The organism is Nocardioides sp. 503 (genome assembly GCF_004522095.1).
GTDB lineage: Bacteria > Actinomycetota > Actinomycetes > Propionibacteriales > Nocardioidaceae > Nocardioides.
In genome coordinates, this window is record NZ_SPUI01000003.1 from 1,356,971 (window position 1) to 1,382,308 (window position 25,338).

Here is a 25,338-nt window from a genome sequence, read left to right on the forward strand (position 1 = left end):
CCACCACGAGGAGAGCATCATGGTTGAGATCCTGCTGCGGCCGCTGGCCGACGCCTTCATGCAGGTAGGGGTCTTCGTCGCTCTCCTCGTGGCGCCGTTCGGCTGGGCCCGCTACCGCTGGGGGCACCGGCTCGACGACGCCCTCGTGCGGCACCGCCGCCTCGGCCCCCTCGTGGCCGCGGCGCTGACGGTGCCGCCCGGGTGCGGCGGTGCCATCATCGTGATGGCGGTCTACTCCCGGGGGGCCGTGTCCTACGGTGCCGCGATCGCGGCCCTCGTGGCCACGATGGGCGACGCCTCCTGGGTGCTGCTCGCGGCCGACCCCGTGCTGACCCTGCAGCTCAAGGTGCTGCTGGTCGTCACCGGGGCGGCCGCGGGGTACGTCGTCGACGCTCTCGGGATCGCGCCCCGGCTGCGGCACGGGGCCGCCGTCGCCGAGCAGCGCCCGGCGCGGCCGGCACCCGTCGTGCTGCCTCCCGCGCCGGTGCGGCTGGCCTCGGCCACCCGGCTGCACGAGCTGGGCGTCCTGCCCGCGCTCCTGTGGCTGACCCTCGGCACCGGGGCGACCGTCAGCGTCCCGGTCACCTTCCAGCTGCTCCAGCCAGACAACCTCTACCTGGTGCTCGGTGTCGCCGGGACCCTGCTGGCCGTCGTCGCGTTCGCGCGCGGCGGGGGCAAGCTGGCCGACGACGACACCGAGTCGGCCCACCCGACGTCGATGACCCAGGTCCTGCGCCACGGCGGCCACGAGATCGCGTTCGTCACCGTGTGGGTCGCCGTGGCCTACGTGACCTGGTCGGTGGTGTCCCACACGACCGGCTTCGACGGCTCCCAGCTCCCGCTGTTCGGCGTCGCCGGCGTCCTCGTGGGTGCGCTGATCGGGCTGGTCCCGGGGTGCGCCATCCAGATCGTCTTCGCCGGCATCTTCCTCGCCGGGGGCATGCCGCTGCCCACGCTGGTCGCCAACACGATCAGCCAGGACGGCGACGCGCTGCTGCCCCTGCTGGCCCTCGAGCACCGCTCCGCCCTGCTGGCGACCGTGCTCACCACCGTCCCGGCGCTCCTCGTCGGCTCGGCCCTGCTCGTCCTCACCTGACACCTGCGGAGGTCTCCATGCACAGCACGCTCGGCACGACCCGGCTCCACCTGCTCCTCGCCGCGACCGCGGCGCTGACCGGCACGACGTACGGCCTCGCGGTGGCGCTCGGCGTCCTCGTCGTGGTCGCCCTGCGGCTCGCCGCGCGCGAGCTCGTGGCGAGAGAGGTCTCAGCCCCAGTGGGTGCTGGGGTGCTCGCCCCGGCGCAGCACGCCCACGTGCTCGATGCGGCCGGCCGCCCGCGCCATCGCCTGGCTGGCTGAGCGCAGCCGCGCGGAGGTCGGGTCGGGGGTACGCCGGGCGGCGGCGTCCACCAGATCGCGACCGTGGTCGATCACGGTCAGCGGCAGCGCGGCCAGCGCGTTGCCCGGAGGTCGGCGCGCGACGACGCGGTGCGGCCGCGTCGGCGCGGTGCGCCGTACGACCTCCCACGCGACGCCGAGCTGCCGCAGCCGGCTGGGCGGCACGGCCCCCTGCAGCCGCGGGAGCAGCCGGTCCTCCTCGTCGCGCACGTCCTCGCGCAGCACCTCCACCAGGCGGTCGAGGGCGGAGCACCGCTCGGCCGCGTCGAGCTCGTCGCTCTCGAGGCGCACCCAGATCTCGTTGACCTCCTGGTGCTCCTGCTCGACCTGCAGGGTCAGCTCCTCGCCGTCGGGCAGGACGCGCCGCAGCTCGGGCCACAGCACCGACTCCTCGGCGAAGGCGTGCGGGAAGACCAGCCGCGCGATCGCGTGCAGGACCCGCTCCTGGGCCGAGCCGGACGTGCCCTCGAGCTCCTGGAGGAGGCGGTCGAGGCGGACGTGGTCGCGCTTCTGGCGGGCCAGGACGCTCCACGGTCCGCCGAGCTGCTCGACGGACTGGTCGGCGAGGGAGGGCATGGGGATCTCCTGAGGTGGGGGACCGGGTGGTACCCCGGGCGCGGTCCGCCATTCGGCCCCCCCACTCTGCGTGCGGGGAGGCCTAGCCCGCGGCGTCGGCGAGGCGCCTGGACAGGCGGGCGCAGGCCTCGCGCAGCTCGGGCGGCCCGACCACGGTGACGTCGGCGTCGAAGCGCGCGACCGCCGCGGCCAGGCCGGTCCAGGACCACGAGCCGAGGACGAGCCGGCAGCGGTCGGGACCGAGCTCCTCGACCACCCCGTCCATCGCGTACGGCGTGACGTCGCGGGCGGGCAGCGCGAGGACCACCTCGCCCGTGCACGGCCAGTCGCCGGGACCGTCGGCCCCGCGGAACCGGCCGGCGACGAACGCCCCGACGTCGCCGCCGGGCACCTCGCGCGGGGTGAAGCGCGGGCCGGTGGGGGTGCGCGGCGTCATCCGGTCGGCGCGGAAGGTGCGCCAGTCGTCGCGGTCGAGGTCCCAGGCGAGCAGGTACCAGCGCCCGCCGCGCGACACCAGGTGGTGCGGCTCCGCGCGACGGGGAGGGGCGTCGTCCTCGGGTGGGCCGTAGTCGAAGCGCAGCACCTCGTGGGCGGAGATCGCGGCGGTGACCGCGACCAGGACGTCGGGGTCCACCGCGTCCGGCCGGGCGCCCACCGCGCTGACCTGGACCGCGTCGATGCGGTGGCGCAGCCGCGAGGGCATCACCTGCCGCAGCGTCGTGAGCGCCCGGGCCGCGGCCTCCTCCACGCCGGCGCCGCTCGCGGCCACGACCCGCAGGGCGACGGCCAGCGCGACGGCCTGCTCGTCGTCGAACAGCAGGGGCGGCAGCGCGGTGCCCGCGTCGAGCCGGTAGCCGCCGTCCGGACCCTTCACGGCGTGCACGCGGTAGCCCAGCTCGCGCAGGCTGTCGACGTCGCGCCGCACGGTGCGGGGGCTGACCTCGAGCCGCTCGGCGAGCAGCTGACCGGGCCAGTCGCGGCGTACCTGCAGCAGCGAGAGCAGCGCCAGCAGCCGGGCGGAGGGTCCGTTCGTCATGACCTCATCCTCGCGCAGGTAGCGGACAGGATCCGACCGCTACTCCCGTCAATCTCTCCCCAGTGCCCCGGACGGACCGGGGCCACATCTGCGAGGAGAACCCATGAGCATCACCACCGTCGCCCACCTCAACCTCCGCGGCGACGCCCGCGCCGCGCTCGAGCTCTACCGCTCGGTCTTCGGCGGCGACCTGGTCGCCGTCACCTACCGCGACGCGCACAGCGTCACCGAGCCCGACGAGGCCGACTGGGTCATGTGGGGGGAGGTCCGCTCCGAGGCCGGCTTCCACGTCATGGCCTACGACGTCCCGTCGGCCCGCCCGTGGAGCCGTGGCGAGGACCCGTTCTTCGTGTCGGTGCGCGGCACCGACCCGGCCGAGCTGACGGCGTACTGGGAGAAGCTCGGTGACGGCGCGACCGTGGTCGTGCCGCTCGCGCCGGCCGCGTGGTCCCCGCTCTACGGGATGCTCACCGACCGCTTCGGCGTCACCTGGGTCCTCGACGTGGCCGTCGCCTACGCGTAGCCCGACGGCAGGCGAGGCGTGTAGGCCTCCTCCAGCGAGGCCACCTGGTCGTCGGTGAGCTCGAGGTCGAGGGCCGCGGCGGCGTCGGCGAGGTGGTGCTCCTTGGTGGGCCCCACGATCGGGGCGTCCACCGACGGGTGCCGGAGCACCCAGGCGAGGGCCACCTGGGCCATCGGGACGCCGTGCTCCTCGGCCACCCGGCCGACGGCCGCGACGATCGGCTGGTTGGCCTCGTCGACGTAGCGCTGGCCCATCGGGTCGTTCTCCGAGCGGAGGGTCTGCTCGCCCCACGGCCGGGCGAGCCGGCCCTTCGCCAGGGGGCTCCACGGGATGCTGCCGACGCCCTGGTGGGCGAGCAGGCCGAACATCTCGCGCTCCTCCTCGCGCTGGAGCAGGCTGTACTGGTTCTGCATCGACACGAACCTGGTCCAGCCGCCCAGGTCGGCGGCGTGCTGCATGGTGGCGAACTGCCACGCGTGCATCGAGGAGGCGCCGAGGTAGCGGACCTTGCCGGCGCGCACGACGTCGTGCAGGGCCTCCATCGTCTCCTCGACGGGAGTGTCCGGGTCGAAGCGGTGGATCTGGTAGAGGTCGACGTAGTCGGTGCCGAGCCGGGTGAGCGAGGCGTCGACCTGCTCCAGGATCGCCTTGCGGGACAGGCCGGAGCCGCCCGGGCCGTCGTGCATCGGGAAGAAGACCTTGGTCGCCAGCACCACGTCCTCGCGGCGGCTGTAGCGCGCGATGGCGCGGCCGGTGATCTCCTCCGACGTGCCGGCGCTGTAGACGTTGGCGGTGTCCCAGAAGGTGATGCCCAGCTCGACGGCCTGACGGAAAATCGGCTCCGCCGCGTCGTCGCCGAGCGCCCAGCCGTGGGCGCCGCGCGAGGTGTCGCCGAAGCTCATGCAGCCCAGCGCGATGCGGCTGACCTTGAGGCCCGAGCCGCCGAGACGGGTGTAGTCCATGTCCTGCTCCTTGGGTGTCCGAGAGGTGCTTCCACCGTAGGCGGCCCGTGGGGAGGTCCTACCCCGAGCCGGTGAGAATCACCGGGTACCCGGTGAAACTCACGCTTCCTGTAGGAAACTTCGTACGGGAAGCAGGAGTTTCTCGACGGCCGTGTGGCGGGTGGGAAGGGCGGGACGGGTGCCTGGGACGACGAGCACCGCCGCGATGATGTGGCTGCTGGTGCGCGGGGCGCTGTACGTCGCCGTCGCCGTCGTCCTCTCCCAGTACTACTGGCCGGAGCCGGCCCCGCCGGACGGTGGCAGCGGGGACGGGGTCCTCTACGAGATCGACGAGTTCATGTCCGCGGGCGCCATCGCGATCATGACGGGCGCCGCGGTGGCGCTCGGCGAGCTCGCCGCCCACCTCCACGGCGATCATGACGGGCGCCGCGGTGGCGCTCGGCGAGCTCGCCGCCCACCTCCACCGTGACCGCCGCCGGCGACTGGCCGCAGCCCACGGGACCGGCGCCGTCCGAGGCTGAGGCGCTCCCCGCCGGCGAACCTCCGGACGGAAAGCGCGGCGAGCCCTCCACCCTGACGCTGGTCTAGGCCGATCGACCTGCTCGCACGAAGGACCCTCACGTCCGGCGCGTGCCCCGCAGACTGTGACGCGGACCTGAGTGCTCGCTCGCAGCGCTGGTCGGCAGGAGTCACGACGTGGCACCCTCGGTGGCGGACCGGTTCCTGGCCTGGCGCTGGCTGCTGTACGTCGTGGTCGTGGTCGTGGTGGCGTGGCTGCTCTGGCCGGATGCTCCACAGTCGGGCGACGACCCCGACATCGACGACGACGGTGCCCTCCACGAGTGGATCCAGCTGCTCGCACTCGCGGCCGCCCTGGTGGTGGGCGCCGTCGTCGCACTCCTGGGGGAGCTGGCCGCTCACCGCCGTGCTGCTCGGGGGCGTCGCGAGGTCACGCACTCGCTGTAACGCGGAGTTATCTGCTCTGCGGCCCCCCTGCAGGGGAGCCGAGGAGCCGACAGAGGGGCACCAGACGCGCCGTCGCGGGGACCCGTACGCCGCCGTCAGGCGCGCAGCTTGGCGTTGACCGCGTCGGGGGAGAACTGCTGGTCGACGACCAGGCGGGTGAGGCCGGCGACGGCGGCGTCCTCGCCGAGGGTGCCGAGCTGGAGCGCCATGTGGCGGGTGGCGCGGGGCAGGGCCAGGCGGTAGAGGGTCTCGCGGATCCCGGCGAGCAGCGAGGCGGAGGCCAGCGCGCCGCCGATGAGCACCACCTCGGGGTTGAGCAGGCACACGACGGTCGCCATGACCTCGCCGATGCGCTGGCCGGCCTCCTGGGTGAGCCGGGCCGCCTCGGCGTTGCCGGCCTGGAGGAGCTGGCGCACCTCGCGCCCGGACGTCGCCGGGATGCCGAGAGCGGTGAGCTCCGCGGCCACCGCGCGGCCGCTGGCCACGGCGGCGAGGCAGCCGGTGAGGCCGCACTGGCAGCGGGCGTCGGAGCGCGGTGAGACGCGGACGTGGCCGATGTCGCCGGCCCCGCCGTCGACGCCGCTGTAGGAGCGGCCGTCGATGACGATGCCGGTGCCGATGCCCGTGGAGACCTTCACCAGGCAGAGCGAGCGGACGTGGGAGTAGCCGGCGGCGTACTCGCCCATGGCGGCGGCGTCCGCGTCGTTGGCCGTGAGGACGGGGACGCCGGGCAGCGCGCTCTGCAGGTGCTCGGCGATGGGGTAGGCGTCCCAGCCGGGCAGGATCGGCGGCTGGCTCGGGCGGCCGGACTCGGGGTCGACGGGACCGGGCAGGCTCAGCCCCAGACCGCACAGGTGCTCGACGCCGACGTCGTGCTTGCCCAGGAGCGCGCCTGCGGCCGCGGCGATCCGGTCGAGCACCGCGGAGGGGCCCTCCTCGACGGCCACGTCGATGGAGTCCTCCGCGAGCACCGCGCCGCCGAGGTCGGTGATCGCGATGCGGGTGTGGGTGGTGTCGATCGCGGTGACGAGCACGTGGGACTGCGAGGTGTTGAACTCCAGGCTGCGCCGACGGCGCCCGCCGGTGGCCTCGGTGGTCGGGCCCTCGACGATCATCCCGGCGGCGAGCAGGGCGTCGATGCGCTGGGTGATCGTCATCCGCGACAGGCCGGTGACCGCGAGGACGTCGCCGCGGGTGCCGGCGCGGCCGTGGCGGATCAGGTCGAGCACGTCGCCGGGGCCGGTGGGCATCGGGCACCCCTCTCTGCCGGTCCGTGGGGCGCGAACGGGCCATCCAAGCACCGTTGCGGACCCTGAGTATAACGAGCGCGCAACAAATGCTTGACAGATATACGACATAGGTCCAATGTCTGGACAAAACTATCCGAACTCCCGGAGGCCTCATGTCCACACCCCGTCGGCGCCGCGTCAGCGTGGTCGCCGCGCTCTCGACGCTCGTGCTCGGAACCCTCGCCGCCTGCAGCTCCGACGACGGCGGCGACGGCGGCGGCGACGGCGACGCCATCACCGTCTGGATCGTCGAGGACCTGCCGGACCGGGTGGCCGCCACCCAGGCCATCGTCGACGACTTCACCACCGCCTCCGGCGTCGACGTCGAGCTGGTCTCGGTGGCCGAGGACCAGTTCAACCAGGTCCTGACGTCCAGCGCGGCGGCCGGCGACCTCCCCGACGTGATCGGCGGCCTGCCGCTCGGGCAGGTCCGCACGCTGTCGGCCAACGAGCTGGTGGACACCGCGGCCGTGGGCGACGTGCTCGACACCCTCGACCCCGGCACGTTCAGCGAGAGCTCCCTGGAGCTGACCTCCGACGGCGACGACCAGCTGGCCATCCCGAGCGAGTCCTGGGTGCAGCTGCTGGTCTACCGCAAGGACCTCTTCGAGCAGGCCGGCCTGGAGGTGCCCTCGACGTACGACGACGTGCTGGCCGCCGCCGAGGAGCTCGACTCCGGCGACGTCGCCGGCTTCCTCGGCGCCAACGTCGCGGGCGACGCGTTCACCGCGCAGACCTTCGAGGAGATCGGCCTGGGCAACAACTGCCAGATGGTCGACGACGAGGGCGAGGTGACCTTCGACAGCGACGAGTGCGTCGAGGCGCTCGACTTCTACGGGACGCTGCAGCAGGACTACTCGATCGAGGGAGCCCAGGACGTCGACACCACCCGCGCGGCCTACTTCGCCGGGCAGGGCGCGATGCTGATCTGGTCGAGCTTCATCCTCGACGAGATGGCGGGCCTGCGCAACGACGCCCTGCCGAGCTGCCCCGAGTGCAAGGGCGACCCGGGCTTCCTCGCCGAGAACAGCGGTGTCGTGACGTCGATCCAGGGTCCCTCGGGCGAGGAGCCTGCGACGTTCGGCGAGATCACGTCGTGGACGATCACCGCCGACTCCGCGACCGACTCCTCGAAGAAGTTCGTCGAGTACCTCCTCAGCGACGGCTACGAGCCGTGGATAGCGATCGCCCCCGAGGGCAAGATCCCGGTCCGCACCGGCGACACCCCCGGCGGCACGGAGTACTCCGAGGCCTGGGCCAAGATGGACGTCGGCGTGGACACCAAGGCGCCGCTGTCGAAGTTCTACGGCCCCGACGTCATCGAGGCCCTCACCGGTGGGGCGGACACCCTGGCGCGCTGGGCGATCCCGCAGGGCCAGGGCGACCTGCTCGGCGCGATCCAGGGCGAGCAGCCCGTAGCCAACGCCGTCAACCAGGTGGCCGGCGGCACCGATCCCGAGGAGGCGGCCAAGGCCGCCGACGAGGCGATCACCTCGGTCCAGGACTCCCAGTGAGGGACGACCAGTGACCGATTCGCCCGCTCGGGAGCACCGATGACCACAGGCGGACCGGCCGGACAGGCGGCCACGGCCCTGGAGGCGCCTCCCCCGGCGCCCCAGGGCCGGCGGCCCCGCCGCGCGCGGGGCAGCCGAGCGAGCGACGACCGGCGCGCGGGCTACCTGCTCATCTCGCCGACCGTCGTCATCGTCTTCGCGATGGTCGTGCTGCCGATCCTCTGGACGTTCTCCCTGGCCTTCCAGCAGGTGCGGCTCCTCAACCTGCGCACGACCGGGATCATCGGCGACTACAGCCTGGAGAACTTCACCAACGTCCTGACCTCCCCGGGCTTCGTCGACGCGCTGACCACCACGCTCGTCTACTCCGTGGCCGGTACGGCGTGCGCCATCGGCCTCGGCCTGGTGGCGGCGCTCGCGCTGCGCGCGCCGTTCCGCGGGCGGGGGCTGGTGCGCGCCTGCATGCTGCTGCCCTACGTCGCCCCCGTGGTGGCCGCGACCTTCGTCTGGTCGACGATGCTCAACCCGCAGTTCGGCATCGTCAACCACTACGGCGCGAGCCTGCTCGGCTGGGACGACCCGATCGCGTTCCTCAGCTCCTCGGACCCGATCTCGCCGTTCGGCATCGACCTGCACGTCAGCATGTCGCTGTTCACGGTCGTGCTCTTCGAGGGCTGGCGTTCGTTCCCGTTCGCGTTCCTCTTCATCACCGCACGGATGCAGGCGATCCCCGAGTCGCTGGAGGAGGCCGCGACCGTCGACGGCGCCACGCCCACCCAGCGCTTCTTCCACATCGTGCTGCCCCAGCTGCTGCCCACGATCGCGGTGCTGACGGTGCTTCGATTCATCTGGACCTTCAACAACTTCGACGACATCTACCTGCTCACCGGCGGCGCGTCCGGCACGCAGGTCGTCGCGGTGCGGGTCTTCGACTACCTCATCAACCGCGGCGACATCGGCGCCGCGGCCGCCCAGGCCCTCGTGCTTGCGGCGATCCTGGCCGTGCTGGTGGGCATCTACCTCAAGTTCTTCGGCCGGTCGGAGGACGTGGCATGAGCTCCTTCAACCGCGACGCCGTCGAGCGGCGCATCTTCGGCGCCCTGCGGCCGCTGACGATCGTCGTGCTGCTGCTGATCTGCCTGTTCCCCTTCTACTACATGCTGCTGCTGTCCTTCCGACCGCTCGACGCGGTCATCCAGGACCCCGGCGCCCTGTGGCCGAAGGGCGGCGAGATCGACCTCGGCACCTACCGCGACGTGCTGGCCTCCCCCGAGGACGGCGGGCAGGGCTTCCTGGTCTTCATCCGCAACAGCTTCATCGTGGCGATCGGCACCGTCGTGCTGACGTTGCTGGTCGCGATCCCCGGCGCCTACGCCGTCAGCCGGCTGGAGTTCTTCGGCCGCCGGCAGATCAGCGCCGTCTTCCTGGGCGTCTACTTCTTCCCGGCGATCCTGCTGGCGATCCCGCTGTTCGTGTTCTTCACGCGCATCGGCCAGCGGGGCACGCTGCTGGGGCTGCTGGTGGTCTACGTCGCGCAGGTGGCGGCGGTGTCGATCTACATGCTGCGCAACTACTTCGACACGATCCCGGCCGCCATCGAGGAGGCGGCCGCGATCGACGGGTGCACAAGGCTGCAGGCGATGCGCCACGTCAGCCTGCCGCTGGCGATGCCGGCGATCATGTCCAACGCGCTGTTCATCTTCATGATCGCGTGGAACGAGTTCCTCTTCGCGCTGCTCTTCCTCGTGGAGAAGCGCGAGAACTGGACGGTCTCGCTCGGCCTCTCCCAGCTCGCCGGCAGCATCGAGGTCCCCACCACGGTCCTCATGGCCGGCTCGGTGATCCTCACCGTGCCGATCATCGCGCTGTTCTTCCTCAGCGAGCGGTGGCTGGCCGGCGGCCTGACCGCCGGCGCCGAGAAGGGCTGAGCGGCCCACCGCCCGACCCCGCGCTGTCCCTCCCTCGTCCCCTCGCCCCACCCAGGAGCTGTCCGTGCCCGACGTCGTGTCCTTCACCGCACCCTTCGAGGTGGCGCTGGTGCCCACCGAGGCCCAGCCGCTGGCGCCGGGCACGGTGCGGGTCCGCACGTGGTACTCCGGCATCTCGGCCGGCACCGAGCTGACGGCGTACCGCGGGTCCAACCCCTACCTCACCGGCACCTGGGACGCCGAGCGGCGGCTCTTCGTCGAGGGCGCGCCGACGTTCGGCTACCCGGTCGAGGGCTGGGGCTACTCCGAGGTCGGCGAGGTCGTGGAGGTGGCCGACGGCGTGGAGGCGCCCGCGCCCGGCGACGTCGTGCACGGCATCTGGGGCCACCGCAGCGAGGCGGTCGTCCCGGCCGCGGCCGTGCGTGACCGGGTCTGGACCGGCGAGGACGCGCTGGCCGGGATCTTCGCCCGCGTCGGCTCGATCGCCCTCAACGCCGTGCTGGCCGCCGAGGCCCGGCTCGGCGACCGGGTGGCGGTCTACGGCCAGGGCGTCATCGGCCTGCTCGCCACGCGGCTGGCGGTGCTGAGCGGCGCCGAGGTCGTGGCCGTCGACGGGGTGCCCGACCGGCTGGAGACGGCCCGCCGCATGGGCGCGAGCCACACACTGGCGCCCGACGCCCCCGGCGGGGCGGGCGCGCACGTGCGGGAGTGGTCCGGCGGCGGCGTCGACTCGGCCATCGAGCTCAGCGGCAACGACCGGGCTCTGCACGAGGCCGTGCGCTCGGTGGTCGTCGACGGCACGGTGGTGGCGTCGGGCTTCTACCAGGGCGGCGCGGCGCACCTGCGGCTCGGCGAGGAGTTCCACCACAACCGGGTGCGGATCGTCGCCAGCCAGATCTCCGGTACGCCGCTCGCGCTCGGGCCGCGGTGGGACCAGCCGCGGCTGGTCCGCACGTTCATGGAGCAGGTGAGCCGGGGTCGGGTCGACGTCCGCTCGCTGGTCACCGACGTGCTGCCGGCCGCCGAGGTGGCCTCGGTCTTCGAGCGGCTCGACCGCGGCGACCCGGACGTGCTGCAGGCGGTGCTCCGCTTCCCGGCCGCGCCGGAGGAGCAGTGAGCGACCTCGACCTCGCGCGGTTCGACACCGGCCCGCGCTTCCCCGAGGACCGCGGCGGGGTCGCGATCCTGGGCGCCGGCACGATCGCGCAGTCCGCGCACCTGCCGGCCTACGCCCAGCACGGCGTCGGCGTGACCGGCGTCTGGAGCCGGACGCCCGCCACCACCGCGACGGTGCGCGAGCGGTTCCCCTTCGTCGGGCGGGTCTACGCCAGCGCCGAGGAGCTCCTGGCCGACCCCGAGGTGCGCTTCGTCGACCTCGCGACCGGGCCGGAGGGCCGGCTGGACTGGCTCGAGGCGGCCGTCGAGGCCGGCAAGCACGTGCTCGCCCAGAAGCCGCTCACGCTCTCGCGCGACGACCTCGACCGGCTGCCGGCGCTGTTGGCACGCGCCGAGCGCGCCGGCGTGCGCATCGCCGTCAACCACAACGGGCGCTGGGCCCCGCCCTGGCGCGCGGCGACCCTGCTGCTGCGCGCCGGGGCGATCGGCGACGTCGTCGGCGTCACCCACGTGCACGACAAGGCCCTGCCGCCGCTGGCCGGCACGCCGTTCGACGACGTGCCGCACATGCTGCTGACCGACTACCTCCTGCACTGGGTGGACATCACGCGCACCTGGCTGCTCGACGGCGGCGCCGGCCCGGTCACCTCGGTGCAGGCCGTCGACTCCCGGGTGCCCGGCCAGCCCCCCGAGGCCCGCAACCCCTGGTCGGCGACGGTGTCCCTCGCCACGGCCTCCGGCGCGACCGCCAGTGTGCGGATCGTCGGCAGCGTCGTCTCGTCCGAGCCCGGCTGCCCGTTCTGGGTGCACGGCACCACCGGCACCCTGCGCGGCAGCGTGCTCCTCGACTCCGACCGGCTCGAGCTCGACGACGGTCGGCACCGGACCGCCGTACCGCTGACCGGGGCGTGGTTCGTGGACGGCTTCGCCGCCGCGATGGGCGAGCTGATGTGCGCGGTCGCGGAGGACCGGCAGCCGGAGAGCTCCGCGGCCGACGCCGCCGAGTCCGTGCGCCTCGTGCTCGCGGCCGCCGAGTCCGCGGAGCGGGGCGGGACCCCGGTCGAGGTGTCGGCGTGAGCGCACCCGAGCCCGGCCACGTCGTCGACGAGGTCTCCGTGGACCCCGTCGCCGGCCGCGTCTACGCCGAGGGCTGGCAGAGCTGGAGCCCCGCGACCTGGTACGCGGTCGGCGGCACCGGCCGCGCGCCCGCCGAGGAGTGGGAGCACCAGATGCGCTTCCGGCCCGGCACCTCCGTCGCCCGCCACGGCCTCCAGGGGGAGGGGCTGCTCGTCGTCGACCCCGGCACCGGCGCGCCCGCGCGCTGCTACGGCTCGACCGACCCGACCGTCGTGCCCACCGTGCGCGCGCACCTGGAGGGCGACTCCGTCGTCGTCCGGTCCACCGGCGCCGTCGCCACCACCGAGCACGCGGGCGGCGGCGAGGCCGCGCTGGCGGCGTACGGCGACACGCTCGCGGCCGGCGTCGAGCGCCGTCCGCTGCCGCCGCCGCGCGTGTGGTGCTCGTGGTACCGGTTCTTCGAGGAGGTCACCGCCGACGACGTGCTGGAGGCGGTGCGCGACCTCGACGCCTACGACCTGCCCGTCGACGTCGTCCAGGTCGACGACGGCTGGAGCCCGGGTCTGGGCGAGGGGCTCGTCGTCGCCGACCGCTTCGGCTCGCTGCCCGCGGTCGTCGACGCGATCCGCAGCTCCGGGCGCCGCGCCGGGATCTGGCTGGCGCCTTTCACCGTGGGCGCCGGGACCACGCTGGCTCGCGAGCACCCCGACTGGCTCGTCGGGGAGGCCGGGCGCAACTGGGGCCAGCCCCTGCGCGGCCTCGACCTCACCCACCCCGGCGTCCGCGACCTGCTCGCCCAGTCGCTGCGCGGCCTGGTCGACCTGGGCGTGGACTACCTCAAGCTCGACTTCCTCTACGCCGGCGCCGTGCCCGGTCCGCGCCACTCCGGCGTCGACGGCGTCGCCGCCTACCGCTCCGGGCTCGAGCTCGTGCGCGAGGTGGTCGGGCCGGACGTGCAGCTGGTCGGCTGCGGGGCCCCGCTGCTGCCGAGCGTGGGGCTGGTCGACGCGATGCGGGTCTCGCCGGACACCTTCCACGAGGGTGGCGAGGACGGCTCGACCGGCCTGCGAGGGCTGATGCCGCTGGCCGCCCGCGCCTGGCAGCAGGGCCGGCTCTGGGTCAACGACCCCGACTGCGTCGTCGCCCGTCCGTCGTACTCCCAGCGCGAGACGTGGGCCGACGCCGCGCGCACCTACGGCGGCCTGCCGTCGTTCTCCGACCGCGTCGGCGAGCTCGACGAATGGGGCCTGGAGACGGTGCGCGGCCTGCTCGCGGGCGGCGGCACGGCTGAGCCGTTCGCGCCCGACGTGCTGAGCTCCGGCGCGGCGCTGGCCCGCTCCGAGGGGGAGCGGTGAGCGCCGGCCCGCTGGACGCCCGCGACCTCGCCGCCCGGATCGCACCCCACCTGGCGCTGCTCTACCCTGACGAGCACGCGGAGGTCTCCGCCCGGCTGGTCGGCCTGGCGGAGCGGTACGCCGCCCGGCTGGCCGGGCGCGCGGTCGACCCACCGACCCACCGGACGGCGTGCCTGATCACCTACGGCGACGGCATCCGGCGCCGCGGCGAGGCGCCGCTGCACACGCTGGCGGTCTTCCTGCGCGAGCAGGTGGGCGACGTGCTCAGCGACCTGCACCTGCTGCCGATGTTCCCCTGGACCTCCGACGACGGCTTCGCGGTCGTCGACCACCGCGCGGTCAACCCGGCCCTGGGCACGTGGGACGACGTGGCCGAGCTGGCCGCCGACCGGGCGGTGATGTTCGACTTCGTCGCCAACCACACCTCGAGCCACAGCCCGTGGTTCCTGGGCTGGCTGGCCGGCGACCCGGCGTACGACGGCTTCTACGTCGAGCGCGACCCCGGCTTCGACGCCTCGCGCGTCGTGCGGCCGCGCACGTCGCCGCTCTTCCACGCCTACCTGCGGCCCGACGGCACGCAGCGCTGGGCGTGGACGACGTTCGGTGACGACCAGGTCGACGTCGACGTGCGACACCCGCGCACCTTCGAGGAGCTCACCGACGTGCTGCTGGGCTACCTCGACCGGGGCGCGTCGGCCGTGCGGCTCGACGCGATCGGCTTCCTGTGGAAGGAGTCCGGCACCACCTGCCTGCACCTGCCGCAGACGCACGCGGCGATCAAGGTCTGGCGGGCGCTGGTCGAGCACGTCGCCCCGGGCGCCCGGCTGCTGACCGAGACCAACGTGCCGCACGCCGAGAACATCTCCTACTTCGGCGACGGCCACGACGAGGCCCACCTCGTCTACCAGTTCGCGCTGCCGCCGCTGGTGCTGCACTCCTTCGTCGCCGGCTCCACCGCGCGGCTCAGCGCGTGGGCCGACGGGGTGGGTCCGGTCAGCGACACCGCCACCTGGTTCAACTTCCTGGCCAGCCACGACGGCATCGGCATGCGCGCCACCGAGGGCATCCTCGACGACGCCGAGCGCGAGGCGCTGGTCGAGCGCACGCGCTCCCACGGCGGCGAGATCTCCTGGGCCGGCCGGCCCGACGGCACCCGTGCGGTCTACGAGCTCAACCTCAGCTACCTCGACGCGCTGTGCACCGTCGAGGAGGCCCACGACCCGGCGGTGCTCGCGGCGAAGGCCCTGGCCGCGCATAGCATCCTGTTCGTGTTCCTCGGCGTCCCGGCGGTCTACCACCACTCGCTGGTGGGCTCGCCGCCCGACCTCGAGGGCATGGTCGAGAGCCGCATCAACCGCCGCATCAACCGCGCCGTCCTGGACGCCGACCGGCTCACCGCCGAGCTGCACGACGACCCGCGCCGCCGGGCCGTTTTCGAGGGCATGCGGCACCTGCTCGACGTACGCCGCCGGCACGAGGCGTTCTCGCCGTTCGGCACCCAGCGGGTCGAGCGCCTCGACGACCGGGTCTTCGCCGTGCGCCGCGGCGAGGGCACCGGCGACGAGCTCCTGTGCGTCACCAACGTGTCGGCCGAGGCGGTGACGCTGCCCGTGCGCGGGCTCGACGTCCTCACCGGCGAGCGCGCCGACCCGCTGGTGCTCCGGCCGTGGGGCTACGCCTGGCTCAGGCCGGAGGCGTGAGCGCGCTGCGCGTCGTCGTCGCGATGGACTCCTTCAAGGGCTCGCTGGCCAGCGCCGCGGCCGGCGAGGCGGTGCGGCTCGGAGTCCTGGACGCCGCGCCCGAGGCCGAGGTGCTCGTGCTGCCGCTCGCCGACGGCGGCGAGGGCACGGTCGAGGCCCTCGCCTGGGGCGCCGGGGGCGAGCCGGTCGAGACGGACACGGTCGACGCGCTGGGGCGGTCGCTGCGTGCGGCGTACGTCGTGCTGCCCGACGGCACCGCCGTGGTCGAGGCGGCCCGGACGATCGGCCTCGAGGGGCTGGCGGTCGTGGACGACACGGTGCCGCCGCGGGCGTCGTCGAGCGGACTCGGCCTCCAGCTGCGCCACGCGCTCGCGGCCAGGACGGGCACGGTGCTGGTGGGGCTGGGCGGCAGCGCCACCACCGACGGCGGCACCGGGATGCTGCGCGCGCTCGGCGCCGACGTGCGCGGCGGGGAGGGCAACCCGCTGTGGTCCTTCGCGTCCCTGGATGTCGCCACGCTGCCGGACCTGTCGCGGGTCGTGGTCCTGTCCGACGTCACCAACCCGCTGACCGGCGACGCCGGCGCCGCGCGGGTCTTCGCGCCGCAGAAGGGCGCCACCCCCGAGCAGGTCGAGCACCTCGAGGCGCAGCTGCTCCGCTGGGGCGCCGCCCTGGACGGCCTACGTCCGGTCTCGGGGCTGCCCGGTGCGGGCGCGGCCGGCGGGCTGGGCGCCGCGCTGCTGGCGTGCGGGGCGCGGCTGGTCGGGGGCTTCGACGAGGTGGCCCGCCGCAGCGGGCTGCGCGAGGCCGCGACCGGCGCCGACCTGGTCCTCACCGGCGAGGGCTCGCTCGACCACCAGACGGCGATGGGCAAGGGCCCCGCCGGGGTCGCCCGGCTGGCGGCCGAGGCCGGCGCGCTCGTGGTCGGGCTCGGTGGTCGGGTCGACCGACCGGCGCCGGCGCCGTTCGACGCGGTCTTCGCGATCCACGCCGAGCCGCGCAGCCTCGCGGCCGCGCTCGACCCCGCGACCACCGCCGCCGAGCTGCGCGCGACGGCGCGCGAGGTGGTGGCGCTGCTCGGGCACCGAGCCCCCCGAGGGGCCCGGTAGCCCGGCAGCGTCGTGCCGTGGACCGGGCCGTCAGGCGCTGAGCCGGGCCCCGCTGGCCGTGTCGAAGACGTGCACCTTGTCGGGCGTCGTCGCCAGGTGGACGGTGGCGCCCTTGACCAGGTCGCGGCGCGCCTCGACGCGGACCACCATCTGGTGCAGCGGGTCCGAGCCCTCGGCGGCGGGGGTGCCGTAGAGGTAGGCGTCGGCGCCGAGCTCCTCGATCACCGCCACCTTGATCGGGTAGCCCGGCTCGCCGTCCTCGGCCAGTCGCCAGGACTCCGGACGCACGCCCAGGGTGACCTCGCCGTCGGCGCGCGAGAGCGCGGCGCGGTCGACCAGGAGCTCGTGCCCGTCGACCTCGACGCGGCCGTCGGCGCCGACCTTGGCGTCGAGCAGGTTCATCGCCGGTGAGCCGATGAACCCGGCGACGAACAGGTTGGCCGGCCGGTCGTAGAGCGCGAGCGGGGTGTCGACCTGCTGCAGGATGCCGTCCTTGAGCACGGCGACCCGGTCGCCCATCGTCATGGCCTCGACCTGGTCGTGGGTGACGTAGACGGTGGTGATCCCCAGGCGCTGCTGGAGCGCGGCGATCTGGGTGCGGGTCGAGACGCGGAGCTTGGCGTCGAGGTTGGACAGCGGCTCGTCCATGCAGAACACCTGCGGCTGCCGCACGATCGCGCGGCCCATGGCGACGCGCTGGCGCTGGCCGCCGGAGAGCGCCTTGGGCTTGCGCCCGAGGTAGTCCTCCAGGTCGAGCAGCTTGGCGGCCTCCTGGACGCGGGTGCTGCGCTCGGCCTTGCTGACGCCGGCCATCTTGAGCGCGAAGCCCATGTTCTCGGCGACGGTCATGTGGGGGTAGAGCGCGTAGTTCTGGAACACCATCGCGATGTCGCGGTCCTTCGGCGGGACGTGCGTGATGTCGCGATCGCCGATCCTGATCGTCCCGTCCGTCACCTCCTCGAGACCCGCGAGCATGCGGAGGGAGGTGGACTTGCCGCATCCCGAGGGGCCGACGAGGACCATGAACTCCCCGTCCTCGATCTCGAGGTTGAGGTCGTCCACGGCCGGCGTGTCCGACCCCGGGTAGATGCGCTGAGCTTTCTCGAAACTGACAGAAGCCATGACGAGGCCATCCCTTCACCGGCAGGCACGTGCCGGACGATCCGTAGTGAGAGGGTCGACCGGGTGATCCCGGTCACAGCGGACTCTACGGTGCGTCGCCGGGGGTGACCAGGGTTGCGAGTGGGTCTTGCGCGGGAGCAGGGTTTTCAGCAGATGCGGAAAAACCTGACGTTCTGGGCCGAAATAACGGCCCAGAAGCGAGGGGAAAGCACCAGAACCTGCCGATGCTGGTGGGCGGCCGCCAGCTCAGTCGGGCGCGACCTCGCGGGTGATCAGCTCCAGGAACTCATCGGCCATGTCCAGCTGGCGGGCGAGGGCGGCCCGGCGCTCGATGGCCTCGGTGCGGATGGCGTCGACCCGCTCGCGCGCCGTACGCCGTGCCTCGCCGTCGGCGGCGGGGTCGCAGAGGGTCTCGGTGTCGACGAGGACGCCCTTCATCTGCTCCAGGGTGAAGCCGAGCGGCTTCATCCGTCGGATGACGAGGATCTTCTCGACGTCCGACTCCTGGTAGAGCCGGAAGCCGCCGTCAGTGCGGCCCGACGGGTGCAGCAGGCCGACCTCGTCCCAGTGCCGCAGGCTGCGCAGCGACAGCGACGTCCGGGCGGCCACCTCGCCGATGTGCATGGCGGCGGAGCTGCCGGACATGGCGGCGGGATCGCTCACGGTGCTCAGCCTCACTCTCGGGACGCCCAACCCTACCCTCACGTGAAGGTAGGGTTGGGTGACGCCGAGGCAGACCGCCCGCCACCTCGAACGGAGCACGACCATGTCCGCCACCACCTCCCGCGCTCTCCTGCCGGAGACGCCGACGGTGCGTGACGCGCTGCGCTCACCGCGGCTGCTGCGCACGGAGGTCCTCGCCGGGCTGGTGGTCGCGCTGGCGCTGATCCCCGAGGCGATCTCGTTCTCGATCATCGCGGGCGTCGACCCGCGGGTCGGCCTGTTCGCGTCGTTCACGATGGCGGTGGCGATCTCGTTCCTGGGCGGGCGCCCGGCGATGATCTCGGCGGCCACCGGCGCGGTCGCGCTGGTGATCGCGCCGGTCATGCGGGACCACGGCTACGACTACCTGGTCGCCACCGTGCTGCTCGGCGGCGCGATCCAGGTCGTGCTGGCGCTCGTCGGGGTCGCGAGGCTGATGAGGTTCATCCCGCGCTCGGTCATGGTCGGCTTCGTCAACGCGCTCGCGATCCTGATCTTCGAGGCGCAGCTCGACCACCTCGTCGACGTGCCGTGGCTGGTCTACCCGATGACGGCCGTCGGCATCGCCGTCCTGGTCGCGCTGCCCCGCGTCTCCACCGTCGTCCCGGCCCCGCTGGTCGCCATCGTCGCGCTGACGGCGTTCACGGTCCTCGGCGGCCTGAACGTGCCCGACGTGGGCGACGAGGGGGAGCTGCCCGACAGCCTGCCCTCGCTGTTCCTGCCCGATGTCCCGTTCAGCCTCGAGACGCTCCAGACCATCGCGCCGTACGCGCTGGGCATGGCGCTCGTCGGGCTGCTCGAGTCGCTGCTGACCGCCAAGCTCGTGGACGACATCACCGACTCCCCCTCCGACAAGACCCGCGAGGCCTGGGGCCAGGGCGCCGCCAACGTCGTCACCGGGTTCTTCGGCGGGATGGGCGGCTGCGCCATGATCGGCCAGACGATGATCAACGTGAAGGTCTCGGGAGCGCGCACCCGCATCTCGACGTTCCTCGCCGGCGTCCTCCTGCTCGTCCTGGTCGTCGGCTTCGGGGACGTCGTGGCGCTCATCCCGATGGCCGCGCTGGTCGCCGTCATGGTCATGGTCTCGGTCGGCACCTTCGACTGGCACTCGGTGCGGCCGAGCACGCTGTGGCGGATGCCGAGGTCCGAGACCGCGGTGATGCTCGCGACCGTCGTCGTCACGGTGCTGAGCCACAACCTCGCCCTCGGCGTCGGTGCGGGGGTCCTGGTCGCGATGACGCTCTTCGCACGCCGCGTCGCCCACGTCACCGAGACCCACCGCGAGCTCGTCGAGGGGCCGGACGGGACCGCCACGGCGGTCTACACGGTCACCGGCGAGCTGTTCTTCGCCTCGAGCAACGACCTCTACACCCAGTTCGACTACGCCGGCGACCCCGCGCGGGTGGTCGTCGACCTGTCGGCCTCCCACGTCTGGGACGCCTCCACCGTCGCCTCCCTGGACGCGATCACCTCCAAGTACGAGCGCAAGGGCAAGACCGTGGAGATCGTCGGCCTCGACGCGGCGAGCGCCGAGCGCCACGGCCGCCTGACCGGACGGTTCTCCGCCCCGTAGGCGCCAGCCGCCGTCAGGACCTCAGGTACGTCAGCGTCGCGAGCACGCGGCGGTGCCCGCTGTCGGAGGTGGAGAGGCCGAGCTTGGAGAAGATGTTGCCGATGTGCTTGCTCACGCCGGTGTCGGAGAGCACCAGCTCGCGGGAGATGTCGGCGTTGGACTTGCCCTCCGCGACCAGCGACAGCACCTCGCGCTCGCGCGGGGTCAGCGAGCGGATCGGGTCGTTGCCCGAGCGGCGGCTGAGGAGCTGGGCGATGACCTCGGGGTCCATCGCGGTGCCGCCGTCGATCACGCGGCGCAGCGCGTCGACGAACTGGCCCACGTCGCCGACGCGGTCCTTGAGCAGGTAGCCGACACCCCCGGAGCCGCCGGAGAGCAGCCGGCCGGCGTACTGGTCCTCGACGTGGGCCGACAGCACCAGTACCGGGAAGCCGGGCTGCCGCTCGCGGAGCTCCAGGGCCGCGCGCAGGCCCTCGTTGGTGAACGTCGGCGGCATCCGCACGTCGAGCACGGCGCCGTCGACGCCCTCCTCGCGGTGCGCGTCGTACGCCGCCAGGAGGTCGTCGGCGTTGTCGACCGCCTGCACGACGGTGAACCCCTCGCTCTCGACGAGCAGGGTCAGGCCGGCGCGCAGCAGCGCGTCGTCCTCGGCGATCAGAATCCGCATGGGAGCTCCACCCGCACCATCGTCGGCCCTCCGGCCGGGCTGATCAGCACCAGGTCGCCCTCGAAGGCCGCGGCGCGGCGGCGGATGCCGGTCAGGCCGCTTCCGGTGCCGTCGTCGACCGCGCCCCCGTGGCCGTCGTCGCGCACCTCGACGACCAGGACCTGCTCGGCCTCTCCCTGCTCGGTGTCGACCCGCTCGGTCCGCAGTGCCACGTCGATGCGGGAGGCGCCGGAGTGCTTCATCGCGTTGGTGAGCGCCTCGGCGAGGACGAAGTACGCCGCCGACTCGACCGCCGCCGGGGCCCGGCGCAGCCCGCTCACGTCGAGGGTGCAGGGGATCGTGGAGCGGCTGGTCAGGGAGGAGGCCGCGTCACCCAGCCCGAGCTCGTCGAGCACCGGCGGGTAGATGTCGTGCACCGCCGTGCGCAGGCCCGACAGCGCGTCCCCGGCCGCGTCCTGCGCCTGCTCGAGCAGCGGCAGCGCGTTGGTCGCGCCGCTCTCCAGGGCGCGGCGGGCCATGCCGAGCATCATCACCACCGAGACCAGCCTGTTCTGCGCACCGTCGTGGAGCTCGCGCTCGATGCGGCGCAGCTCGGCGGCGTGCGCGTCCAGCGCGGCGGCCCGGCTCACCGAGAGCTCGTCCACCCGCCGGGCGAGCACCTCGGAGCGCGGCGCCTCCAGGATGCCGAGGGTGCTCCGGGCGATCCGGTGGGAGGTCCACGGGACCAGCACCCACGCCAGTGCGCCGTAGAGCAGGCCGAGCGCCACGGTCGCCCCGGCGCGCTGCCAGCTCGTGATCTCGAAGGCCAGCGACATCGGCACGTCGTCGGGGAACAGCCACCACCAGGGGGCGGCGAGGGTGTAGAGCACCGGGGCGACGCTCAGCGCCACGAGCAGCAGGGAGAGGGCGAAGACGACGGTGGCGTGCAGGACGAGCCACCACAGGTTGCGTCGCGTCTGCGGCGCGCCCAGGCTGGCCGCGGCCTCCTCCGGCAGCTCCGTCGTACGGCGGTCGGTGGCGAGCCGCGCGGCGGCGGCGTGGGCGCGCAGCGCGAGCCGGTGGACCACGTCGAGGGTGGGGGAGCCGCCGGTGCGCCCACCGACGAGCACCGCCAGCGGCAGCACCACGACGCTGGCGACCAGCAGCGCCATCGACGCGGGCCACGAGACGGCCTCGAGCGCGAGGTAGCGCAGGTCGCGACCGCGGCGCCTCAGGGCGGGGGGCGTCGTCACGGTCACCGGTCCATCCTCCCGTCCGCGCGCCGCTTTGTCGGTAGAGCTGGCTACACCATCAAGAGGGTGGTCAGCACGGTCGAGAGTGCCGCGTCCGAAACCTAGCGTCGAAGACACACCACGACGCACCACGGACGAAGGACGGACCATGCAGACCCAGGACCTCACCACACCCCCCAGGACGGCCGCCGCCGCGCTCTCGCTGCGCCACGTCACCAAGACCTACGGCAGCGGACCGCGTCCGGTCACCGCCCTGCGCGACGTGTCGGTGGAGATCCCCACCGGGTCGTTCACGGCCGTGATGGGCCCCTCGGGCTCCGGCAAGAGCACGCTGCTCCAGGCGGCCGCCGGCCTGGACCGCCCCGACAGCGGCACCGTCGTCGTCGGCGGCACCGACATCTCCCAGCTGCGCACCAAGGCGCTGACGACCTTCCGTCGCGACCACGTCGGCTTCGTCTTCCAGGCCTACAACCTGCTCCCGCACCTCTCCGTCGAGCAGAACGTCACCCTCCCGCTGCTCCTCAGCGGCCACGACGTCGACCGCGCCTGGCTGGCGCACATCCTGGAGCAGGTCGGGATCGCCGACCTCGTCGGCCGGATGCCCTCGGAGCTCTCCGGCGGCCAGCAGCAGCGCGCCGCCATCGCCCGCGCGCTGGTCACGCGGCCCGCGGCGGTCTTCGCCGACGAGCCCACGGGCGCGCTCGACTCCGTCACCGGCCAGCAGGTCCTCGAGCTGCTCCGGCAGACCGCCCAGGACCTCGGCCAGACGGTCGTCATGGTCACCCACGACGCGGTCGCGGCGGGCTACGCCGACCGCGTGCTGTTCCTCGCCGACGGCGAGCTCGTCGGCGCGATGGACGCACCCGACGCGCGCCGCGTGGCCGAGCACATGACGACCATGATCGCGGGGCGCTGACATGTGGGGCCTCGCCCTCGCCGGGATCCGCCGCCACCGCGGCGGGTTCGTGGGCGTGTTCGTCGCGGTGCTGCTCGCCTCGACGCTGATGACCGGGCTCGGCGTGCTGATGGAGTCCGGGCTGCGCGGCGGCGTACCGCCCGAGCGCTACGCCTCCGCCGACGTCATGGTCGGCGGCCGCCAGTCGATGCCGGTCGAGGAGGACCTCGCCGTGCCGTTCGCGGAGCGGGTGACCCTGCCCGAGGACGCCGTCGACGAGATCGCCGCCCTGCCCGGGGTCGAGCGCGCCGTGGCGGACGTCAGCGTGCCGCTGGGCACCGCCGACGGCGAGCCGGTCGACGCCCACGGCTGGGGCTCCGCCGTCCTGGGCTCGCAGGACCTGGTCGACGGCGAGGCGCCGCAGGGCGACCTGGACGTCGTGGTCGGCACCGGCCTCGGGCTTCACCCCGGCGACGACCTCGTCCTCACCCACGGCGCCACCCCGACGACGTACACCGTCAGCGGCACGGTGCGCGGCGACGCCGACACGGTGCTGCTCAGCGACGCGCGCGCCGGGGAGCTGTGGCCCCACCCGGGGCGCGTGGCCGCCGTCGGCGTGCTCGCCGCCCCCGGCACGGACGCCGACGACCTCGCCGAGGTCGTGGAGCGCGAGGTGGCCGGCGTCGAGACCTACACCGGCAGCCGACGCGGCGACCTGGAGTCGCTGGAGTCGTTCTCGGCGCGCGACCAGCTGATGCTCCTCAGCAGCTCCTTCATCGGCGTCGCCCTGGCCATCGCGGTCTTCGTCGTCGCCGGGACGCTCTCGATCGCCGTCGGCCAGCGACGCCGCGAGTTCGCGCTGCTGCGCGCGGTCGGCGCCCTGCCCGGACAGGTGCAGGGGCTGATCCGACGCGAGGTGCTCGTCGTCGCCGGGCTGGCCGCGCTCATCGGCGCCGCTCCGGGCTACTGGATGGCCAGCGTGCTCGGCGGGCAGTTCGCCCACGCGGGCGTCATGTCCACCGACTTCGCCCTCGCCTACAGCCCGCTGCCGGCGCTGACCGCGGTCGTGCTGTGCCTCGTCAGCGCGGTCGGCGCGGCCGCGCTCGCCGGGCGGCGTACGTCGCGGATCTCGCCGGTCGAGGCGCTCGCCGAGGCCGACGTCGAGAGCCCCGAGCTGTCGCGGCTGCGGACCGTGAGCGGGCTCGTCCTGATCGCGGGCGGCCTCGCGTCGGCCGGTGCGCCGTTCGTCGTGTCCGGCGTCGCCGGGCTCCTGGCGGCGGCCAGCGCCGCGCTGCTGCTGCTCTTCGGGGTGGGCCTGCTCGGCCCCCAGATCGTGCAGCGCGTCGTCGGGACGGCACACCGCGTCACCCGGCGCAGCAGCTCGCCCAGCCTCACGCTGGCGAGCGCCAACCTGCGCGGCTACACCCGCCGCTCGGCCTCGGCCGTCGTGCCGCTGGCCCTGGCGATGTCCTTCGCGTGCGTGCAGCTGTTCCTGCCCACCACGGTGGAGGCCGAGGCCTCGGGGCAGTCGCGAGACGGCCTCGTGGCCGACTACGTCGTGGCCGCCCCCGCGGGCATCTCGGCCGGCGCCGCGCAGGAGGTCGCCGGGCTCGAGGGCGTCAAGGACGTCAACCGGGTCGTGCGCAGCCAGGTGCTGATGACCGGGACCATGCTGGGCGACCCGACCACGGAGGCCTTCGCCGCCCAGGGCGTCGACCCCGAGGCCCAGGAGAGCACGCAGGACCTGGACGTGACCGACGGCTCGGTGGCCGACCTGGGCCGTCCGGGCACCGTCGCCCTGAGCACCGAGGCGGCCGGCTTCGTCGGCGCCGACGTGGGCGAGGTGGTCTCGCTCCACCTCGGCGACGGCACCGCCGTCGATGCCGAGCTGGTCGCGACCTACCAGCGCGGCCTGGGCTTCGGCGACGTGACGATGGACGGCGAGACCCTCCGCGAGCACACGACCGCGGGGCTCGACGACTACCTGCTGGTCAACGTCGCCGACGGGCAGCAGGCCCAGGTCGAGGCGGCCGTGGGGGAGCTCGGCCTGGCGCCGAGCAGCGCGGAGTCCCTGGCCGAGGAGGGCTCCGCGGAGCGCGACTCCCAGGCCTGGGTCAACCGGATCGCGCTCATCGTGATCCTGGGCTACGTCGCCCTGTCGGTCGTCAACAGCCTCGTGATGTCCACGCTGGGCCGGCGCCGCGAGCTCACGCTGCTGCGGCTGGTCGGCGCGCAGGACCGCCAGGTGCGGGCCATGACGCTCATCGAGTCGCTGGCCACGGGCGTGATCGCCGTGGTGCTCGGCGTCCTGGTCGCCGTTCCGCCCCTGGTCGGCATCGCGCTGGGGGTCTCGGGGCAGCCGCTGCCCTCGATCGTGCCGGTGGAGCTGCTCTCCATCGCCGCGGGCGTCCTGGTGCTCGGAGTGGCGGCCGTCGCCCTCCCGACCCGCTCCCTGATGCGGGCCCGGCCGGCCCCCTGAGCGGGCGGAGGTCCCCCGGCCCCGGGTCCGCGCCAGCGGATCCGGGGCCAGGTCACGGCGAAGACTCGGTTTGGACACAGTGCTTGACAACACACCGGCTAAAAAGGATCCTCATC

Annotated in this window: 23 protein-coding genes; 15 read left to right on the top strand and 8 right to left on the bottom strand. The window is 73.7% G+C overall.

The window, feature by feature from the left end; all coding sequences use genetic code 11:
* Positions 1–19 precede the first annotated feature (19 nt).
* Positions 20–1,096 (top strand): putative manganese transporter, encoded by a 1,077-nt coding sequence (locus E4622_RS13590; RefSeq protein WP_167736075.1) that lies wholly within the window; start codon positions 20–22, stop codon positions 1,094–1,096.
* Between the two features lie 170 nt (positions 1,097–1,266).
* Here E4622_RS13590 and E4622_RS13595 read toward each other — a convergent pair whose 3' ends face one another.
* On the bottom strand, positions 1,267–1,974 hold the full coding sequence (locus E4622_RS13595) for a hemerythrin domain-containing protein (RefSeq protein ID WP_134740679.1): 708 nt from the start codon (positions 1,972–1,974) through the stop codon (positions 1,267–1,269).
* An 82-nt stretch (positions 1,975–2,056) separates the two neighbouring features.
* Positions 2,057–3,010 carry a WYL domain-containing protein gene (locus E4622_RS13600; protein WP_134740680.1) on the bottom strand — a complete coding sequence of 318 codons (954 nt, stop codon included), beginning with the start codon at positions 3,008–3,010 and terminating at the stop codon, positions 2,057–2,059.
* A gap of 103 nt (positions 3,011–3,113) precedes the next feature.
* Between E4622_RS13600 and E4622_RS13605 the strand changes: the two genes are divergently transcribed.
* Entirely contained in the window at positions 3,114–3,533 is a 420-nt protein-coding gene (locus E4622_RS13605) for a VOC family protein (RefSeq protein ID WP_134740681.1), read from the top strand.
* Here E4622_RS13605 and E4622_RS13610 read toward each other — a convergent pair.
* Positions 3,524–4,495, bottom strand: coding sequence for an aldo/keto reductase (locus tag E4622_RS13610; RefSeq protein WP_134740682.1), 972 nt, complete (start codon positions 4,493–4,495; stop codon positions 3,524–3,526). The two genes, E4622_RS13605 and E4622_RS13610, sit on opposite strands and share 10 nt — an antisense overlap.
* Before the next feature lie 178 nt (positions 4,496–4,673).
* Here E4622_RS13610 and E4622_RS13615 point away from each other — a divergent pair, with 178 nt between their 5' ends.
* Together E4622_RS13615 and E4622_RS13620 are read left to right on the top strand one after the other, a co-directional pair.
* A complete protein-coding gene (locus E4622_RS13615) occupies positions 4,674–4,964 on the top strand; it encodes a hypothetical protein (protein ID WP_134740683.1) in 291 nt (96 codons plus the stop codon).
* A 227-nt stretch (positions 4,965–5,191) separates the two neighbouring features.
* Positions 5,192–5,461 carry a hypothetical protein gene (locus E4622_RS13620; protein WP_134740684.1) on the top strand — a complete coding sequence of 90 codons (270 nt, stop codon included), beginning with the start codon at positions 5,192–5,194 and terminating at the stop codon, positions 5,459–5,461.
* 95 nt (positions 5,462–5,556) lie between these two features.
* Here the strand turns inward: E4622_RS13620 and E4622_RS13625 are convergent, their stop codons facing one another.
* Positions 5,557–6,711: an ROK family protein gene (locus E4622_RS13625; protein ID WP_134740685.1), complete on the bottom strand. Its 1,155-nt coding sequence runs from the start codon at positions 6,709–6,711 to the stop codon at positions 5,557–5,559.
* A gap of 152 nt (positions 6,712–6,863) precedes the next feature.
* Here E4622_RS13625 and E4622_RS13630 point away from each other — a divergent pair, with 152 nt between their 5' ends.
* From E4622_RS13630 to E4622_RS13665, 8 genes are all read left to right on the top strand, one after another.
* On the top strand, positions 6,864–8,264 hold the full coding sequence (locus E4622_RS13630; RefSeq protein WP_134740686.1) for an extracellular solute-binding protein: 1,401 nt from the start codon (positions 6,864–6,866) through the stop codon (positions 8,262–8,264).
* A 39-nt stretch (positions 8,265–8,303) separates the two neighbouring features.
* Positions 8,304–9,320 (top strand): sugar ABC transporter permease, encoded by a 1,017-nt coding sequence (locus E4622_RS13635; RefSeq protein ID WP_134740687.1) that lies wholly within the window; start codon positions 8,304–8,306, stop codon positions 9,318–9,320.
* On the top strand, positions 9,317–10,192 hold the full coding sequence (locus tag E4622_RS13640; RefSeq protein ID WP_134740688.1) for a carbohydrate ABC transporter permease: 876 nt from the start codon (positions 9,317–9,319) through the stop codon (positions 10,190–10,192). The genes E4622_RS13635 and E4622_RS13640 overlap by 4 nt, the downstream gene beginning before the upstream one ends.
* Before the next feature lie 64 nt (positions 10,193–10,256).
* Entirely contained in the window at positions 10,257–11,309 is a 1,053-nt protein-coding gene (locus E4622_RS13645; RefSeq protein ID WP_134740689.1) for a zinc-binding alcohol dehydrogenase, read from the top strand.
* Positions 11,306–12,385 carry a Gfo/Idh/MocA family oxidoreductase gene (locus E4622_RS13650; RefSeq protein ID WP_134740690.1) on the top strand — a complete coding sequence of 360 codons (1,080 nt, stop codon included), beginning with the start codon at positions 11,306–11,308 and terminating at the stop codon, positions 12,383–12,385. Before E4622_RS13645 ends, E4622_RS13650 begins: the two co-directional genes overlap by 4 nt.
* The gene (locus tag E4622_RS13655) at positions 12,382–13,740 is read left to right on the top strand and encodes a glycoside hydrolase family 36 protein (RefSeq protein ID WP_134740691.1); all 1,359 of its coding nucleotides are present in this window, start codon (positions 12,382–12,384) and stop codon (positions 13,738–13,740) included. Before E4622_RS13650 ends, E4622_RS13655 begins: the two co-directional genes overlap by 4 nt.
* Positions 13,737–15,440 carry an alpha-amylase family glycosyl hydrolase gene (locus tag E4622_RS13660; RefSeq protein ID WP_209021906.1) on the top strand — a complete coding sequence of 568 codons (1,704 nt, stop codon included), beginning with the start codon at positions 13,737–13,739 and terminating at the stop codon, positions 15,438–15,440. Before E4622_RS13655 ends, E4622_RS13660 begins: the two co-directional genes overlap by 4 nt.
* Positions 15,437–16,549 (top strand): glycerate kinase, encoded by a 1,113-nt coding sequence (locus tag E4622_RS13665; protein WP_134740692.1) that lies wholly within the window; start codon positions 15,437–15,439, stop codon positions 16,547–16,549. The genes E4622_RS13660 and E4622_RS13665 overlap by 4 nt, the downstream gene beginning before the upstream one ends.
* A gap of 30 nt (positions 16,550–16,579) precedes the next feature.
* Here E4622_RS13665 and ugpC read toward each other — a convergent pair whose 3' ends face one another.
* Positions 16,580–17,671: a sn-glycerol-3-phosphate ABC transporter ATP-binding protein UgpC gene (gene ugpC / locus E4622_RS13670; RefSeq protein WP_134740693.1), complete on the bottom strand. Its 1,092-nt coding sequence runs from the start codon at positions 17,669–17,671 to the stop codon at positions 16,580–16,582.
* A gap of 246 nt (positions 17,672–17,917) precedes the next feature.
* Positions 17,918–18,334, bottom strand: coding sequence for a MerR family transcriptional regulator (locus tag E4622_RS13675; protein WP_209021907.1), 417 nt, complete (start codon positions 18,332–18,334; stop codon positions 17,918–17,920).
* A 103-nt stretch (positions 18,335–18,437) separates the two neighbouring features.
* Between E4622_RS13675 and E4622_RS13680 the strand changes: the two genes are divergently transcribed.
* On the top strand, positions 18,438–19,949 hold the full coding sequence (locus E4622_RS13680) for a SulP family inorganic anion transporter (RefSeq protein WP_134740694.1): 1,512 nt from the start codon (positions 18,438–18,440) through the stop codon (positions 19,947–19,949).
* A gap of 13 nt (positions 19,950–19,962) precedes the next feature.
* Here E4622_RS13680 and E4622_RS13685 read toward each other — a convergent pair whose 3' ends face one another.
* Together E4622_RS13685 and E4622_RS13690 are read right to left on the bottom strand one after the other, a co-directional pair.
* Entirely contained in the window at positions 19,963–20,616 is a 654-nt protein-coding gene (locus E4622_RS13685) for a response regulator transcription factor (RefSeq protein ID WP_134740695.1), read from the bottom strand.
* On the bottom strand, positions 20,604–21,854 hold the full coding sequence (locus tag E4622_RS13690; RefSeq protein WP_209021908.1) for a histidine kinase: 1,251 nt from the start codon (positions 21,852–21,854) through the stop codon (positions 20,604–20,606). The genes E4622_RS13685 and E4622_RS13690 overlap by 13 nt, the downstream gene beginning before the upstream one ends.
* 142 nt (positions 21,855–21,996) lie before the next feature.
* Here E4622_RS13690 and E4622_RS13695 point away from each other — a divergent pair, with 142 nt between their 5' ends.
* Positions 21,997–22,764, top strand: a complete 768-nt coding sequence (locus tag E4622_RS13695) for an ABC transporter ATP-binding protein (RefSeq protein WP_134740696.1) — start codon at positions 21,997–21,999, stop codon at positions 22,762–22,764.
* Between the two features lies 1 nt (position 22,765).
* Positions 22,766–25,222 (top strand): FtsX-like permease family protein, encoded by a 2,457-nt coding sequence (locus E4622_RS13700; protein WP_134740697.1) that lies wholly within the window; start codon positions 22,766–22,768, stop codon positions 25,220–25,222.
* Positions 25,223–25,338: the final 116 nt, after the last annotated feature.

Coding starts and splice junctions, on each gene's coding strand:
- E4622_RS13590 (WP_167736075.1), top strand. CDS start 20: ATGGTTGAGATCCTGCTGCGGCCGCTGGCCGACGCCTTCATGCAGGTA.
- E4622_RS13595 (WP_134740679.1), bottom strand. CDS start 1,974: ATGCCCTCCCTCGCCGACCAGTCCGTCGAGCAGCTCGGCGGACCGTGG.
- E4622_RS13600 (WP_134740680.1), bottom strand. CDS start 3,010: ATGACGAACGGACCCTCCGCCCGGCTGCTGGCGCTGCTCTCGCTGCTG.
- E4622_RS13605 (WP_134740681.1), top strand. CDS start 3,114: ATGAGCATCACCACCGTCGCCCACCTCAACCTCCGCGGCGACGCCCGC.
- E4622_RS13610 (WP_134740682.1), bottom strand. CDS start 4,495: ATGGACTACACCCGTCTCGGCGGCTCGGGCCTCAAGGTCAGCCGCATC.
- E4622_RS13625 (WP_134740685.1), bottom strand. CDS start 6,711: ATGCCCACCGGCCCCGGCGACGTGCTCGACCTGATCCGCCACGGCCGC.
- E4622_RS13630 (WP_134740686.1), top strand. CDS start 6,864: ATGTCCACACCCCGTCGGCGCCGCGTCAGCGTGGTCGCCGCGCTCTCG.
- E4622_RS13635 (WP_134740687.1), top strand. CDS start 8,304: ATGACCACAGGCGGACCGGCCGGACAGGCGGCCACGGCCCTGGAGGCG.
- E4622_RS13640 (WP_134740688.1), top strand. CDS start 9,317: ATGAGCTCCTTCAACCGCGACGCCGTCGAGCGGCGCATCTTCGGCGCC.
- ugpC (WP_134740693.1), bottom strand. CDS start 17,671: ATGGCTTCTGTCAGTTTCGAGAAAGCTCAGCGCATCTACCCGGGGTCG.
- E4622_RS13680 (WP_134740694.1), top strand. CDS start 18,438: ATGTCCGCCACCACCTCCCGCGCTCTCCTGCCGGAGACGCCGACGGTG.
- E4622_RS13685 (WP_134740695.1), bottom strand. CDS start 20,616: ATGCGGATTCTGATCGCCGAGGACGACGCGCTGCTGCGCGCCGGCCTG.
- E4622_RS13695 (WP_134740696.1), top strand. CDS start 21,997: ATGCAGACCCAGGACCTCACCACACCCCCCAGGACGGCCGCCGCCGCG.
- E4622_RS13700 (WP_134740697.1), top strand. CDS start 22,766: ATGTGGGGCCTCGCCCTCGCCGGGATCCGCCGCCACCGCGGCGGGTTC.